The organism is Komagataeibacter xylinus (assembly GCF_009834365.1).
In the GTDB taxonomy this organism is placed as follows: Bacteria; Pseudomonadota; Alphaproteobacteria; order Acetobacterales; family Acetobacteraceae; genus Komagataeibacter; species Komagataeibacter xylinus_D.
Genome location: NZ_CP041348.1, coordinates 947,439 through 962,945, shown reverse-complemented (window position 1 = coordinate 962,945; position 15,507 = coordinate 947,439). Strand labels below are relative to the sequence as shown.

Annotated in this window: 9 protein-coding genes; 6 read left to right on the top strand and 3 right to left on the bottom strand. The window is 65.2% G+C overall.

The window, feature by feature from the left end:
* Positions 1-8 precede the first annotated feature (8 nt).
* From FMA36_RS04560 to metH, 3 genes are all read right to left on the bottom strand, one after another.
* Positions 9-533, bottom strand: a complete 525-nt coding sequence (locus FMA36_RS04560; RefSeq protein ID WP_159261152.1) for a CvpA family protein — start codon at positions 531-533, stop codon at positions 9-11.
* A gap of 175 nt (positions 534-708) precedes the next feature.
* On the bottom strand, positions 709-1,116 hold the full coding sequence (locus FMA36_RS04555) for a phosphoribosyl-ATP pyrophosphatase (RefSeq protein WP_159261150.1): 408 nt from the start codon (positions 1,114-1,116) through the stop codon (positions 709-711).
* Between the two features lie 69 nt (positions 1,117-1,185).
* Positions 1,186-4,695, bottom strand: a complete 3,510-nt coding sequence (metH, locus tag FMA36_RS04550; protein WP_159261148.1) for a methionine synthase — start codon at positions 4,693-4,695, stop codon at positions 1,186-1,188.
* 202 nt (positions 4,696-4,897) lie between these two features.
* On the opposite strand from metH, the gene FMA36_RS04545 reads away from it, so the two are divergent.
* The 6 genes from FMA36_RS04545 (at position 4,898) to FMA36_RS04520 (ending at position 15,506) form a co-directional block, all read left to right on the top strand.
* The gene (locus tag FMA36_RS04545) at positions 4,898-5,257 is read left to right on the top strand and encodes a hypothetical protein (RefSeq protein WP_159261146.1); all 360 of its coding nucleotides are present in this window, start codon (positions 4,898-4,900) and stop codon (positions 5,255-5,257) included.
* Between the two features lie 105 nt (positions 5,258-5,362).
* Complete coding sequence (locus FMA36_RS04540) at positions 5,363-6,961, top strand: glucosyltransferase domain-containing protein (protein ID WP_159261145.1); 1,599 nt, start codon at positions 5,363-5,365, stop codon at positions 6,959-6,961.
* A 157-nt stretch (positions 6,962-7,118) separates the two neighbouring features.
* Positions 7,119-9,356, top strand: a complete 2,238-nt coding sequence (locus FMA36_RS04535) for a peptidase domain-containing ABC transporter (RefSeq protein WP_159261144.1) — start codon at positions 7,119-7,121, stop codon at positions 9,354-9,356.
* Positions 9,353-10,807: an HlyD family type I secretion periplasmic adaptor subunit gene (locus FMA36_RS04530; RefSeq protein ID WP_159261141.1), complete on the top strand. Its 1,455-nt coding sequence runs from the start codon at positions 9,353-9,355 to the stop codon at positions 10,805-10,807. Before FMA36_RS04535 ends, FMA36_RS04530 begins: the two co-directional genes overlap by 4 nt.
* 11 nt (positions 10,808-10,818) lie before the next feature.
* Positions 10,819-12,564 (top strand): tetratricopeptide repeat protein, encoded by a 1,746-nt coding sequence (locus FMA36_RS04525; RefSeq protein WP_159261140.1) that lies wholly within the window; start codon positions 10,819-10,821, stop codon positions 12,562-12,564.
* Positions 12,561-15,506 carry a glycosyltransferase gene (locus tag FMA36_RS04520; protein WP_346766525.1) on the top strand — a complete coding sequence of 982 codons (2,946 nt, stop codon included), beginning with the start codon at positions 12,561-12,563 and terminating at the stop codon, positions 15,504-15,506. Before FMA36_RS04525 ends, FMA36_RS04520 begins: the two co-directional genes overlap by 4 nt.
* The last annotated feature ends 1 nt before the right edge of the window (position 15,507 follow it).

The window sequence follows — 15,507 nt, the reverse complement described above, 5'->3', positions numbered from 1 at the left end:
GATAAGGTTCAGATGGGCGCGTCATGCCGCGTCCCGGCGGGTTGCGCAAGATGCGCGGGAAAGTTATCGGGCGCATGAGCGTGAAGATAGGTCACGCTGTTGCCGATAAGGGGCATGATCTGGCTGGTGCGCATCACCTCAGGCCATTCACCTTCGGGCACGAGGGCGGTAAGGCCCGCATAGATCAGCACAAGGCATACATACCCCCGCGCCAGGCCAAACAGCAGGCCAAGCACGCGGTCCAGTCCTGACAGGATGGACCCCTGCACTGCCCGACCCGATAGATGGGCAGTGGTGGTAAAAATGACAAGAAGGGCCAGGAACAGCACCGCAAACGATGCAAACGAGGCCAGCGTGTGGTTGCTGATCCATTGCGTGGCGTAGGGCATCAGCGCGCCGTACCATGCCACGGCCAGGATGGTGGCCATGACCCAGGCGGCAAGGCCGAGCACCTCACGCGAGAAGCCGCGCGCAATGCCAACCACCCCCGACAGCCCGACGATGGCGAGGGCCGTGATGTCAATCCAGTTCATGCGTGCCGGGCCGGGGCAGGCCCCGCGGGCACGTAACAGGCATGGACCCGGTCCATCTTATCGCGACATTCCCTGCTGTTCCGCCAGCGGCCAGCTTATGCCATCCGCATGCCGCAGCGGCTAGGCCAAAAAATGGTTCGTTGCGATTTCGTGCCGTTGTGGCGGCGCAGGCCGCTCAGGGCAGCTTGGTGGTGCGGATTTTCCATGGCCGTTTGCGCGCGCGGGTGGGGGCGGAGGTGCGCTCGGCGGTGTTGAGTGCGAGCAGCAGATTGCCCATGCGGGTGCGGCGGTCGATCTCGGTCCAGACATCCTCGGGGTCGATGCCCTGCGCCACCCAGACCTGCAGCAGGTGGGTCAGCACATCGGCGCTGTGTTCCACCAGGCCCGCGTGGTCGTCGGTCATGAGGTCCATCACGCACTGCTCGGCGGCACAGGTAAAGGCGCACCCGCTGTGGCGTGTGGCGCGGTTGCCCTGGCTGGCCTGTGGCGCGGCCCTGTGCAGCCGTGCCAGCAGGCGACCGAGCGCGTGCTCGGCGCCCGGTGCTTCAGCGGGATTGGATGGCGTGTGGCGGGGGCGAAACATAATGCAATGATGGGCATCATTTCCCGCACCGGTCAACAAGTCCCGCAGGGCTGCGGGACGGCGCTTTTGTCAGATCGAGAAATACTTCGCGTGCGGGTTGAAAATGACCAGCGCCGAGGTGGACTGCTCGGGGTGGAGCTGGAAGCCATCGGTGAGCGAAACCCCGATCTTTTCCGCATCGAGCAGTTTCAGGATAGGCTCCTGCTCTTCAAGCCGGGGGCAGGCGGGGTAGCCAAACGAATAGCGCGAGCCGCGATAGCCCTGCTGGAGCAGTTTTGCCATGTCGCGGTCGTCCTCGGCAGCGAAGCCCATCTCGGCGCGGATGCGCTTGTGGGTGTATTCCGCCATGGCTTCCGCCATCTCGACCGACAGGCCATGCAGGTAGAGGTAGTCCTTGTAGCGATCGGCCTCGAACCATTCCCGCGCGCGGTCGGAGGCATCCTGCCCCACGGTCACCACCTGCAGGCCGATCACGTCGCGCTGTGCATCATCGATATCGCGCACGAAGTCGGCAATGCAGGCGCCATCCGCGCGCGGCTGACGGGGCAGCGTGAAGCGGGCGGCCTCGGTGGTGCCGTCTTCACCGAACAGCACGAGGTCGTTGCCCTCGCCCGCTGCCTTCCAGTAGCCGTAGCTGGCCTTGGGGTGAAGAATGTCCTGCTCGGCGCACAGGCTCAGCATGTGGCGCAGCACCGGGCGCAGTTCCTTGCGCGCCCAGACCATGAAGTCATCAAGCGAGCGGCCCTGCTTACGGAAGCCCCACTGGAACTGGTACAGCGAACGCTCATTGAGGAACGGCAGCACCGCCTCCGGCGTGGCTTCAAGCACGCGCGGGCCCCAGAACGGCGGGGTCAGCACGGGTTCATCGGCTGTCAGCTTCTCGCGCCGGGCGCGGGCGGCGGCCACATCCACCGGGCCGAAGCCGCGGGTCTCGGCGGCTTCGATATCCTGCGTGCGGCTGGCGCGCGTGGCCTTGCCCGCGCGGCGTGACTGGATGGCGGCAAGGTAGGTGTCGAACTCGCCCTGTGCCACCTTGTCCATCAATGAGAGGCCATCAAAAGCATCACGCGCATAGGCCACGCGGCCGCCCTCGCCATAGGCTGCGGTGCAGTCCTCTTCCACATAGTTGCGGGTGAGTGCGGCACCGCCGAGCATGACCGGCACGTCCACGCCCTGCCGGTTCATTTCCTCAAGGTTTTCGCGCATGATGACGGTGGACTTGACCAGCAGGCCCGACATGCCGATGGCATCAGCCTTGTGCTCGCGGGCCGCCGCGATCATGTCGGCCACCGGCACCTTGATGCCGAGGTTGATGACCCGGTAGCCGTTATTGGTCAGGATGATATCGACCAGATTCTTGCCGATGTCATGCACGTCGCCCTTGACCGTGGCCAGCACCATGGTGCCACGGGCCTGGCCCTCGGTGCGCTCCATGTGGGGTTCGAGCCAGGCGACGGCGGCCTTCATCGTCTCGGCGGACTGCAGCACGAAGGGCAGCTGCATCTTGCCCGCGCCAAACAGTTCGCCCACCACCTTCATGCCATCGAGCAGCACGGTGTTGATGATGTCGAGCGGGGGCATGTCCTGCATGGCCTCCGCCAGATCGTCTTCCAGCCCCTTGCGGTCGCCATCGACAATGCGGTCCTTGAGCCGCTCGGGCGCGGTCTCGGCGCGGGCCTTTTTCACCGCATCGGCGGCCTTTCGGTCGGCGAAGATTCCCAGCATGCGCTGCAGCGGGTCGTAGCCCTCGGCGCGGCGGTCGAAGATCAGGTCTTCGGCCACCTTCACTTCCTCGGCGGCAATGAGGTGCAGCGGGCGGATTTTCGAGACATGCACGATCGCCGCCGTCATGCCCGCGCGCACCGCGTGGTCAAGGAACACCGAGTTCAGCACCGCGCGCGCGGCGGGGTTGAGGCCAAACGAGATGTTCGACAGCCCCAGCACGATCTGGATATCGGGGAAGCGCTCGCGGATGAGGCGGATGCCCTCCAGCGTCCATTCACCCAGCTTGCGGTCATCTTCCGTGCCGGTGCCGATGGTGAATGTCAGCGGATCGATCATCAGGTCAGATTGCGGCAGGCCGTGTTTTTCACAGGCGAATTCGACCAGACGGGTGGCAATGCGCAGCTTGTCTTCCGCTGTCTTGGCCATGCCCACTTCATCAATGGTCAGCGCAATGACGGAGGCGCCGAATTTGCGTGCCAGCAGCATGCGCTCGTTGGCAATCTCTTCCCCATCCTCGAAGTTGATGGAGTTGATGATGGGCTTGCCGCCATGCAGCTTCAGCGCAGCCTCGATCACCGGCGTCTCGGTGGAATCAATGACCAGCGGCGCGTTGACCGAGGAGGTGAAGCGGGTGATGACCGCGTTCATTTCCTTCATTTCGTCACGGCCGACGAAGGCGGTGCAGATGTCGAGCGCGTTCGAGCCTTCGGCCACCTGTTCGCGGCCCAGTGCCACGCAGCCATCCCAGTCGCCGGCTTCCTGCAACTGCCGCCATTTTTTGGAGCCGTTGGCGTTGCAGCGCTCGCCGATCGAGAAATAGCTGTTCTCCTGTCGCAGCGGCACCTGTGAGTACAGGCTGGCGACAGACGGAATCCACACCGGCTTGCGCGGCACGGGGGCAGGGCGGATGCGGCCCGTGCCCTCGGCGCGCTTACGCAGCATCTGGTCAAGTGCCTGCGTGTGCGGCGTGGAGGTGCCGCAGCAGCCGCCGATCAGGTTCAGCCCGTCCTCGGTAATGAAGCGGTCCACCCAGCTTGCCATCTCGGCAGGGGTGAGCGGGTAGTGGGTGGTGCCATTGACCAGCTCGGGCAGGCCCGCATTGGGCTGGACCGAGATCAGGCCGGGCCAGTTCTCGCTCAGCCAGCGCACGTGCTCGGCCATTTCCTGCGGGCCGGTGGCGCAGTTCAGGCCCATCAGCGGCACGTCAAGCGCGTTGATGACCGTAGCCGCAGCCGCAATGTCGGGACCGACAAGCAGCGTGCCCGTGGTCTCGACCGTAACCTGCACGAAGATGGGGGTATCAACACCCATCTCGGCGCGCGCGATCTTGGCGGCATTGACGGCAGCCTTGATCTGCAGCGTGTCCTGGCATGTCTCGATGAGGAAGCAGTCCACCCCACCCTCGATCAGGCCCCGGCACTGCTCGGTCAGGCCCGCTTCGAGCGTGTCATAATCGATATTGCCCAGCGAGGGTAGCTTGGTGCCCGGCCCGATGGAGCCAACCACATAGCGGTGGCGGCCATCGGCAAAGGTCTCGGCGGCTTCACGTGCCAGATGGCCCGCAGTGCGGTTGATCTCGCGCGCGCGGTCAGCCAGCCCGAATTCGGCCAGGGTGATGGGCGAGCCGCCAAAGCTGTTGGTTTCCACCATGTCTGCCCCGGCCTCGAAGTAGCCACGGTGGATTTCACGCACCAGTTCAGGGCGCGAGAGGTTCAGGATCTCGGTGCAGTTTTCCTGCCCCCAGTAATCACGCTCGACCTCGAGGTCCAGAAGCTGTACGCGCGAACCCATCCCGCCGTCACACAGCAGGACCTGGTCGCGGAGGGCATCGAGAAGGTGGGGGCGAGTGGTCATGGTTATCCTGAAATCCTGGTAAATGCTGGGCGACAGTCAGTTTTTGTCGTGGTTTTTCAGCGCGGTCTGTCTGGGCCGGGCTTGCATATGGATCGGTCTGGTGCTTTTTATTCCCTGAACTTTCCGCCGGTGTCCAGCATCATTGCTCCAAATATAAAAACCCCGCTGGTCCGCAGTGGATGCGCAAGGAGAGAAGACCCTCATGACAGATGGGCGCATCGTGCTGGAATTCGTGCCACCCGACAGGCCGCTCGCCCCTCGCGCCGATACGCTGCTGGTGGTGGGTGAGGGCAGGCAGCCCGGCCCGGCGCAGGGCTGGGCCGGGGTTGTGCTGGCCCAGGCCGGAACCTCCCCTTTCATGCATGGAGCAGGGTGCCAGTGCTGCCTGCCACGTAACGGTTTTGCAGGGCTGCTTGGCGATATCTTTCGCAAGCGTGCCACGGGCGACCTGAAATGGTTCACCCATGTGGCCGTGCTGCCCCCACCGGGGCAGGATGTGGCATGGCGTGGCAGCGTGGCGGGCGATGTGCTGGCGCAGGCGCGTTTTTGCCTGAAAAACTGATATCAGGACAGCAATCGGGCATGCGGCGCAGGCCGGCGCGCCTTTCGTTACTATTGTGATGAGTAAATATTAAAAAGCATTATTTATATTGGGGAAATTTATTTCATGGATTTTGAAAATCAAAAATTCATAAAAATAACTTCTATTTTATTTGTTATTTTTATGGCGTTTTCATTTCCCCTTATCAGCGCAAATATATATTATCAGGATGACCTGATTCATACCTTTTACAACCCCGGCTCATGGCTGTCCGATGGTCGCCCGCTGGCCTACGGGCTGATGCACCTGCTCGGGCCGTTCCGGCCGCTTGATAGCGCCCCCTGGCCGCAGATACTCGGGCTTGCGCTCGTGGCCCTGACGCTGGGCAGACTGGGCAAAAGCCATGATATGGCGATACTGCCCTGCGTCCTGTCATCTGCATTTTTGATATGCCAGCCGTTTTATCTCGAGAACCTGTCATACCGGTACGACAGTTTTTTCATGTCCGTTTCCATATGTCTGGCCTTGCTGCCATTCATCAATAAAAACAGGCAGGAACCTGGATATAAAAGAATATTGAAAGATGCAGGATGCCTGTTTCTGCTGATGAATACATATCAGGCATCGCTTGATATATTCATATGTTTTTCGTTGATTGAATCCGTTCTAATTATCAGGAATGACCGCATTTCTGAGGCGATTCGTAACATTTATTACAGATTTATTACGCTGATAGCTGCCTATTTCGCCTATAAAATAGAAGTATTGCTGTTCATTCACACCAATGAATATGCCCAGTTTCACTCATTGCTCGTAAGGTCTCCAGCCGAGCTTTATGGCAATGTGGTCATGCTGCTTGGCCAGTTTAAGGAATATTTCTGGGGCGGATTTTATGAATCCCTTCTCGTGGTGTTTGTCGTCGTTTCATTTGCCATGAACATGATGGGCAGGAAGGGCACCGGAGCGGGCAGGTCCCTGCGGTTTACCGGCATTGCGCTCACTGTGGTCTTGTATGCGGGCATCCTGTCCTGTTTTTTTGGCCTGCAGCTCCTGCTCCGGCATCCGGTGCCTGCGCCACGCACCTTTATCGGGTTTGGCGCCATTCTGGGGGGGGCCTCGTTCTTTTTCCTCGCGGACAGGAAATTCCAGTCGGTGCGGGACAGGATCTGTTTTGTCTGTGTGGGCTTCCTGCTCGCGCAGGGCATTTTTCAGGCAGCGGCTTACACCAACGCCATCCGTGCCCAGACCACTCTGCGCGAGGACATGTCCCTCCAGATTATTAACGACATATCGGACCTGACCAGCCATGCTGCGCGGCCCAACCCTGATATTGCGGGCCGGTACTGGCTGTGGGGCACGATTGGCCATGAACCGCTCGCGCGCCTCGCCAAACGGAGTTACCGGTATTATCCCTCGCTGCGCGGTTCGATCATGTCGCAGCCTTTCATGGACCGATATCTGGTTTCCCCGATTTTCATGTATGACATTCTCGAAAAGAATGGTCTTTCCGACACGGTTGATTTCCTGTCATGGCGGTTGTGGAAATACAAGGATCAGTACAGATCAACCCCGGCATGGAAACTGATCGAGAAATCCATCCATCAATGCTCCTTTGATGGCATGAAGGAACACGCAGCGTTCAATACCTATAAAATTGGCCGTTACATCATAACGGATTACAATAAGACCTGTTCACGCGGCGCGGTCGTGACCATGGATATGTAAGGGCGTCTGGCTACTGTGGTGTTCCACAACCGTCTTTAAATCAGGCCACGCGTGCGTCCCGGCCCGGCTTTTCGCGCGGCCTCTTAAGGAACCCTTTGCTTTCTGCCTTTAACCTTGGCCCGGTTAATGGACAGCACATGCAACGCAAAGGGGTGCCGTGGCCCATCCAGATCAAGCAGGCGGCCCCGCCGGGGGGCAGACACCGCCACGGCGCGCGCCGGAACTGATCCGCCTGCAGGCGGTGCTGCGCGCGGCGCGCTTTCATGGCATCGACCTTGATGTGCGTGACTTTACCGGTGAACCGGATGATCCCGCTCCCTCCATTCCCGCCCTTGCGCGCTGGGTGGAGGAAAATGGCGGCACCGCAAGGGGCATGCGCCTGCAATGGCGCGACCTCGTGCGCCTGCGCGACGTGCCGCCGGTCGTGCTCATGTTTGCCGATGGCTCGGCGGGGCTGATGGTCGGCGCGGATGAAGCTGGTGGCGTGGTCTGGCTGGCCGATCCCTTCGCCAGCCCCGAGGCCCCCCCGGTGGCGGTCGATGCCCTGCGGCTTGAGGCGGTCTGGACGGGCGATGTGCTGCTGGTGCGCGGCCAGCATGACAGCACGCGCCCCGAGCCGCCGATCGATTTTGCGTGGCTGCGCGGCCTCGTGCTGGGCGAGCGCAGGCTGCTGCGCGATGTGGTGCTGTCCTCCGTGGTGATCAGCGTGCTGGCCATCTTCCCGCCGCTCATTGTCATGCAGGTGATCGACCGGGTGGTGAACTTCCATTCCATGGCTACTCTTGTCTCGCTCACCGGGCTGGTCGTGGTCATGGCGGTGTATGAAATCCTGCTCACCCACGCGCGGCGCGAAATCACGCTGGTGCTGACCACGCGGCTGGACACGCGCATCTCGCTTGCGGTGTTCGACCGGCTGCTGGCCCTGCCGCTGGAGTTTTTCGAGCGCGAGCAGGCGGGCAACATCATCGGCCGCGTCAGCGCCATCTACAAGGTGCGCCAGTTCATGACCGGCAAGCTGCTGGGCACTTTCCTTGACCTGTTCACCCTGCTGGTGGTGCTGCCCTTCCTGTTCTGGCTCAGTAGCGCGCTGGCGTGGATGACCGTTGTGGGTGCCGCGCTGATTGGCGTCATCATCGTGCTGGCCATGCCTACCGTGGGGCGGCTGATCAACCGGCAGATCCGCGCCGAAATGGCCCGCAGCGCCGCACTGTATGAAACGGTGGCCGGCATCCGCACCGTCAAGACCATGGCGCTGGAGCCGGTGCGCCGCGCGGTGTGGGATGAAAAAACGGCCGATGTCGTCACCGCCTCGCTCGATGCCGGGCGCATGGGCAACTGGGTGGGCACGGCAGTCATGCCGCTGGACCTGTTCATCAATCGCGGCATCATTCTCATCGGGGCGTATATGGCCATTACCTCCACCAGTTCGGGCATGGAGGCGGGCGCGCTCATGGCGTTCATGATGCTGGGTGGCCGCGTGGCCTCGCCGCTGGTGAACATGGCCCGGCTGATTGATGACCTCAACGAGGTACGCGCAGCCCTGGCCGAGACCGGCTCCGTGCTCAACCGCCCGACCGAGACCCGCGCGCTCACCACCGGCCTGCGCCCGCCGCTGCACGGGGCGCTGTCGTTTTCCAATGTGTGCTTCACCTATCCCGGGGCCTCGGCTCCCGCGCTCGATGACATCACCTTCAGCGTGCCCGCAGGCACCATGCTGGGGCTGGTGGGGCGCAGTGGCTCGGGCAAGTCCACCATCACGCGGCTGCTACAGGGGGTGAGCCGCAGCTATACCGGTCACCTGCGCCTTGATGGCATCGACCTGCGCGAAATCAACCTGACCTATCTGCGCCGCTCATGTGGCGTGGTGTTGCAGGACAATTTCCTGTTCCGCGGCACCATCCGCGACAACATCATCGCGGGCCGGCCGGGCCTGACGCTGGAGGACGTGGTGCGCGCCGCCCGCCTTGCGGGGGCCGAGGAATTCATCGAGCGTATGCCCGCAGGCTTCGATACCTGGATCGAGGAGGGCTCGACCAACATTTCCGGCGGCCAGCGCCAGCGCCTTGCCATTGCGCGCGCGGTGATTTCCGACCCCAGGCTCATGATCCTTGATGAAGCGACCTCCGCCCTCGATCCCGAGAGCGAGGCGGTGGTCAACGCCAATCTGCGCCACCTCGCGCGCGGGCGCACCATGGTGATCGTGTCGCACCGGCTGGCCTCTCTGGTGGAATGCCACCAGATCTGCGTGCTCGATCACGGGCAGGTGGTCGATATCGGCCCGCATGCCGAATTGCTGGGGCGCTGCGCCATTTACCGCACATTGTGGATGCAGCAGAACCACCTGGCCGAGACCGGCGGCCCGCCGCTTGCCCACATGCAGGGTGATGCGGCATGAGCGGGCAGGTGCTGATCCCCCCGCCCGATGCGCAGGGTGGCCCTGCGGAGGGGGCGATCCTGTCCGTGCTGCCGCCGCCCACGGCGGATGTGCCGACCGACCTGCCGCCCGCGCTGTTGTCCTTTTATTCGCCTAGTGCAGCGCTGGTGGGCCTGCCGCCATCGGATGCCGCGCGTTACGTGGTCTGGCTGATTGCAGCCCTTGCGGGGGCGGGGCTGCTGGTCATGACCTTCCTGCCGCTTGACCGGGTGGTGAGTGTCAATGGCAGGCTCACCCCGTTTGACGAGACGATGGTCATCCAGCCCTTCGAGACCGCGCTCATCCGCTCGATCGACGTGCATGAGGGCGACACCGTGCGCAAGGGGCAGGTGCTGGCCCGCCTCGACCCCACCATGACCGATGCCGACGTGACCAACCTGCGCCGCCAGGTCATGGCCTATCGCGCCGAGGTCGCCCGCCGCACAGCCGAGGCCGCAGGCAAGCCCTACACGGCAGATGTGAACGAACCCGCTTCCGTGCAGGAGGCCGCGGCCTTTTTGCGGCGGCAAGCCGAATATACCGCCCAGATAGCCAATTACGACCGACAGATTGCGGGGCTGAAAAGCGAGTTGCAGGGCTATGAGGCCAGTGCCGCGATGTATGCCGCCCGTGCCCGCGTGGCGCGTGACGTGCAGGACATGCGCATGCGCCTGCAGCATGAGCAGGTGGGCAGCAGGCTTTCCACGCTTGCGGCGCAGGACAGCCTGATGGAGGTGGTGCGCTCACAGGTTGCCGCCCGGCACGAGGCGGACAGCACGCGCGCCCACCTCGATGCCATGATGGCGCAGCGCGATGGCTATGTCAGCAACTGGCACGCCACCGTGTATCAGGATCTTGCCCTGGCCCAGCACCGCCTGGCCGATGCCGAGGGCAGCTACAGCAAGGCCATGCTGCACCATGACCTTGTCATCATGCGTGCCGACCGCGATGCGGTGGTGCTGAGCATCGCGCATCTTTCCGCAGGTTCGGTCATACAGGCCGCCAGCCCGCTCATGACACTGGTGCCCGCCGCCGCCGCGCTTGATGTCGAGGCCACGCTGCGCGGGGTGGATGCGGGCTATGTGCGCGCGGGCGATCACGCGCTGCTCAAATTCTCGGCCTTTCCCTACACGCAGTATGGCGGGGGCGATGCCACGGTGCGTGTTATCAGTCCTGATGCGTTTACCGATGCCTCAGGCCACGCAGGCGGCGGCAGCGCGCAGACGGGCGAGGAAGATGGCGACCCGATGAACGCCTTCTACCGCGTGCGCCTGTCCATCGACCGCTATACCCTGCATGGCGTGCCGCCCTTCTTCCACCCGCAGCCCGGCATGCCGGTCGAGGCTGATATCCATATCGGGCGGCGCACCATGATGCAGTACCTGCTCAACCGCCTGCTGCCTGCCGTGACCGACGGCATGCGCGAACCCTGAGCGGGGGCGGGATGTACAAGCTGCTTTCCCGCTGGCGGGAGGGGTTCTCCGCGCAGGGGCGGCTGCAGCGCGCCATAAGCTGGCTGGAGCACGAAGGTCGCGCCCCGCAGGGTTTTGCCCTGCTGGGCAGGCTGGCGCAGGAGGGCATGGTGGCCGCGCAGTACCAGGTGGGCCGCGCCTATCTGGAAGGCCAGGGCGTGCCCCGCAGCCCGACTGAGGGCGTGCGCTGGATGCACCGTGCCGCGACCGCTGATCATGCCGAAGCCTGTTTTGCCATGGCGCTCATGCTGCTGGTTGACCCACCTGATGGAAAGGGGGCCGACGGCCTGCTGCCTGACAGCCTGCCCGCAGGTATCGAACGCTGGCCCGACCCGGTGGCTGCAACCGGTTGGGCGCAGCGTGCGGCCAGCCTCGGCCTGCCCGATGCGCAGGCGCTCTATGGCTACCTGCTGGCCTGCGGGCCAGAGAGCGTGCGCGACGGAGAGGCGGCGCGCCTTTGGTGCGCGCGCGCAGCACAGGCGGGGTGCCCGCAGGGTGATCTGGGGCTGGCGGCAGCCCATCTGGCAACTCAGGCACCGGGCACCGACCCCGATGCGGTCGCCGCCCTGAACCGCGCGGCGGAAAGTTGCCTGCCCACCGCGCAGTACATGCTGGGCCTGCTGCATGAGCGGGGCTGGGGCATGCCGCGTGACATGGGTCAGGCCGCATTGTGGTACGGGCGGGCGGCCGAACAGGGCGTGCGCCCCGCACAGGCCCGCTATGGCGCGCTGCTGCTGCATGACCGGGCGGATGGCCCGCGCAACATGCTGATGGCCGAGACATGGCTGCGCCGCGCGGCCCTTGGGGGCGACCGTGAGGCCGCCGCCCTGCTGGGCGACCTGCATGCGCGCGGCGAGGCGGCCATTCCCGCCGATCATGAAGCGGTTGCGTGGTACCGCGTGGCCGCAGATCACGGTCATGCACTGGCCTGCCGCATGCTTGCCGTGCTGTACCAGCAGGGGCGCGGCGTGGCCGCTGACCCGGACCTGGCCCGCCAATGGCTGGAACGCGCGGCGGAACTGGGTGATTTGACTGCCATGAGCGACCTTGCCGCAACCCTGCTGGCAGGCGGGGCGGAACAGGCCGCCACGCCGCCTGCTCTGGTTGATTTTGAACCGGCGGCACAGGCGGGTGACCCGGTTGCCGCCTTCAACCTCGCGGTCAGCCTGCATGAAGGCGTGGGGCGGCCCATGGACCGCCCGGCAGCCGCATTGTGGATGGAACGCGCCGCCCGCGTGGGCGTGGTCAATGCCGCCTACTGGTATGGCCGCATGCTGCTTGAGGGTGATGGCGTGGCGGCTGATCTGACGCGGGCGCGGCACTGGCTGGAGCAGGCGGCCACGCATGGCCTGCCCGCGGCCTGCCTTGCCGCAGCCCTGCTCCGGCTGGAGGGGCGTGGTGGCCCTCGCGACCATGCGGGGGCACTGGCCCTGTATCACAAAGCCGCCGCTGCTGGCCGGGCGGAGGCCATGTTCTCGCTGGGCGCGTTGTACGGCGGCGGGCATGACATCCCGCCCGATCGGGCGCAGGCTTTGCACTGGTTCCTGCGGGGCGCTGCGGCGGGCCATCCGCTGGCGCAGCTTATGGCGGGGCGTTATCTGGCGCGGGGGTTGGCCGGACCTGCTGACGCCGCACAGGCTCGCCACTGGCTGGAACAGGCCAGTGCACAGGGGCTGGATGCGGCACGGGCGGAATGCGCGCAACTGGCGGGCGGATGACCAGGCGACAGCCTCGCGCTGGTCCTGATGGCGTGCCGGAGGTGGAAGTGAGTGCTGCCATGCGGCAGGCCTGGCGGCAGGCGGCGGCAGGCCAGCATGCGCAGGCCGTAGCGTGGATGGCGCGTGCGGCCCGCATGGCCTCAGGCGACCGGACGGTCCGTTTTGCCCAGGCGGCGGTGCTGCTGGGCGCAGGGCAGGCGATGCAGGCCGCGCAGGCGGTCGAGCAGCTCATGGCCGGGCAGGAATTCCGCACGGGGCTGAAACTGCTGGTGCTGGCCCTGTGCGGTGCCGGGGCGTGGAGCCGCGCGGCGGCGGCGCTTGACCGCTTTTTTGGCCGTTATGGTTTCGAACCCGACCTGCACCGCGCGGCGGTGCTGATATGCCAGCACACGGGGCAGCCCGGCTGGTGCGCGCTTGACCCCGATGGCGTGCTGCACTGGGGCGCGCTGCCTGTTCGTGCCCTGCCTGAAATCCGGCTTGATGGCCAGCCCTGCCCGGCGCAACCGGGCGGCAGCACGCCACTCCCCCCGCACTGGCGGCATGGGCGCGAGATCGTGGTGCGCCATGCGGGCACCGTGCTGCTCGGCGGTCGCCCTGACCGCGCGACCTTATGCGCCACGCTTGGTGCCATGTGGCCCGATGATCACGGGCTGGCAGGCTGGGCCTTGATGCCTGCCTGCCCCGATCGCCGCCCGGTGCTGCACCTGATTGATGCACGGGGCAGGCGCGCCCTCACGCTCAGGCGCGGCAAGGTGGGCCGACAGGACAGCGCGGCAGGCCCCGGCCTGCCGGTCTGGACGTTTCATGTACCGTGGCCGGCCATGGCTTCAGCCGGCAGCGTGCGGGTCGTGCGGCCCGATGGGCAGGATCTGATCGGCTCGCCCCTGCCCATCGGGCTGCCCGCAGCGCGGCCTGTCTTTCCCGCCATGCGCGGCCGTGGCACGGCACCGGTGCGCGTGCCGCCGTGCGCCCCGCGCTGCCGGGTGGTCATTCCGGTCTATGCCGACCGGGCAGCCACGCTGGCCTGTCTCGACAGCGTGCTGGCCAGCCTTGTCGCGCCGGCACATGCCACCACCGAGGTCATGGTGGTGGATGACGCCACCCCGGACCCTGATCTGGCCCGTGCGCTGGATGCGCTGGCAGGGCAGGGGCGTATCGTGCTGCGCCGGCATGCCCGCAACCAGGGCTACCCGGCGGCGGTCTGCACCGCGCTGGCGGATGCGGCGGGCTGTGACGTGGTGCTGCTCAACAGCGACACACTGGTGGCACCGGGCTGGCTGGAGGAAATGCGGCATGTAGCCTATGCCCGCGCCGATACGGGCACCGTCTCGCCCCTTTCCAACGATGCCACCATTCTCACATGGCCTGACCCCGCCCGTCCCGCCCCGCTGGTGGGCGGCCTTGCGGCGGTGCGGCGCCTGATGGCAGCGGCAAGGCGGGCCAATGGCGGGCAGGATGTGGAGATTCCCACCGCGCATGGCTTCTGCATGTTCATCCGCCATGACTGCCTGCGCCAGACCGGCCCTTTCCGCCCCGAACTGTTTGGCCGGGGCTATGGGGAGGAAAATGATTTCTGCATGCGCGCGCGTCTGGGTGGGTGGCGGCACCAGGCGGCGGTGGGCGCATTTGTGGGGCATGTGGGGGGCGTATCGTTTGCCAGTGCGCGGGCTGACCTGCTGCGGCGCAATATCTGGATTCTGAACCGGCTCTTTCCCGGTTATGATGCGCTGGTGGCAGCCCATATTGCAGCCGATCCGCTGCGGGCGGCACGGCACCGGCTGTCGGTTCTGGTGTGGTGCCGGGGTACGGTTGCGGCAGGGCTGGCAGGGGCGGTTCTGCTGGTCAGCCATGGTGAAGGCGGCGGCGTGGCGCGCGTGGTGCGGGCGCGGGCACGGCTCTGGCTGGCGGCGGGGCGGTTGCCAGTCGTGCTCGACCCCACGCCCGAAGGGTTCGTGCTGCGCGATGGCAGGCCCGACGCCGACTGGCCCGATCTGCATTTTGCCTGGCCCGCGCAGGAAGCAGCCCTTGTGGCCCTGCTGCGCGCGCTGGGCGTAGGCCAGATCGAGATCCATCACCAACTGGGCCACGATGCGCGCGCGCGGGCTTTGTGCCAGGTGCTGGCGCTGCCCTATGAATATTACGTGCATGACTATGCCGGGCTGTGCCCGCGCGTCACCTTGGTGGGGCCTGCGGGGCGGTATTGCGGCGAGCCCGATGCGGCGGGATGTGCGGCCTGCGTGGGCGTGCTCGGCTCCGTGGTGGGCGAGCGCGATGTGACGCGCCTGCGTCATGACACGGCCCGTGAACTCGCCGGTGCGCGGCGGGTGATCGTGCCCTCGGCGGAGGTTGCCCTGCGGCTGGGCCGGTATTTTCCCCATGTCACGCCGCATATGCAGGCGCTGGAAGATGATGGCCCTGCGCTGTCCCTGCCGCAATTTGCCGCGCGGGATGCCACACCCGCCGCTACTGGCCTGCCACCACGCAATGAGCGCTGCCGGGTGGTGATCGTGGGCGGGATCGGGCTGGAAAAAGGTTATGCCATCGTGCTCGCGGCGGCCACGGATGCGCGCGCGCGCGACCTGCCGCTGGAATTCGTGGTGGTGGGCCACACGGCGGATGACGCCGCCCTGCTGGAAACGGGCCGCGTGTTCATAACCGGCCATTATGATGAAGCAGATGGCCTGGCGCTGGTGCGCGGCTGCGCGGGTGATGTGGGCCTTATGCCCGCGCTGTGGCCCGAGACATGGTGCTTCACGCTCACCTTGCTATGGCGGGCGGGGCTGCGGGCCGTGGCGTTTGATATCGGTACCATTGCGCAGCGCATCCGCGCCACGGGGCGGGGAGCCTGCGTGCCGCTGGGGCTGCCCGTTCACCAATTGAATACGTTTTTGCTGTCTTATGCACAGGCCGGGCATGACGTTGCACGCCCGGCGTGTTCCTGAC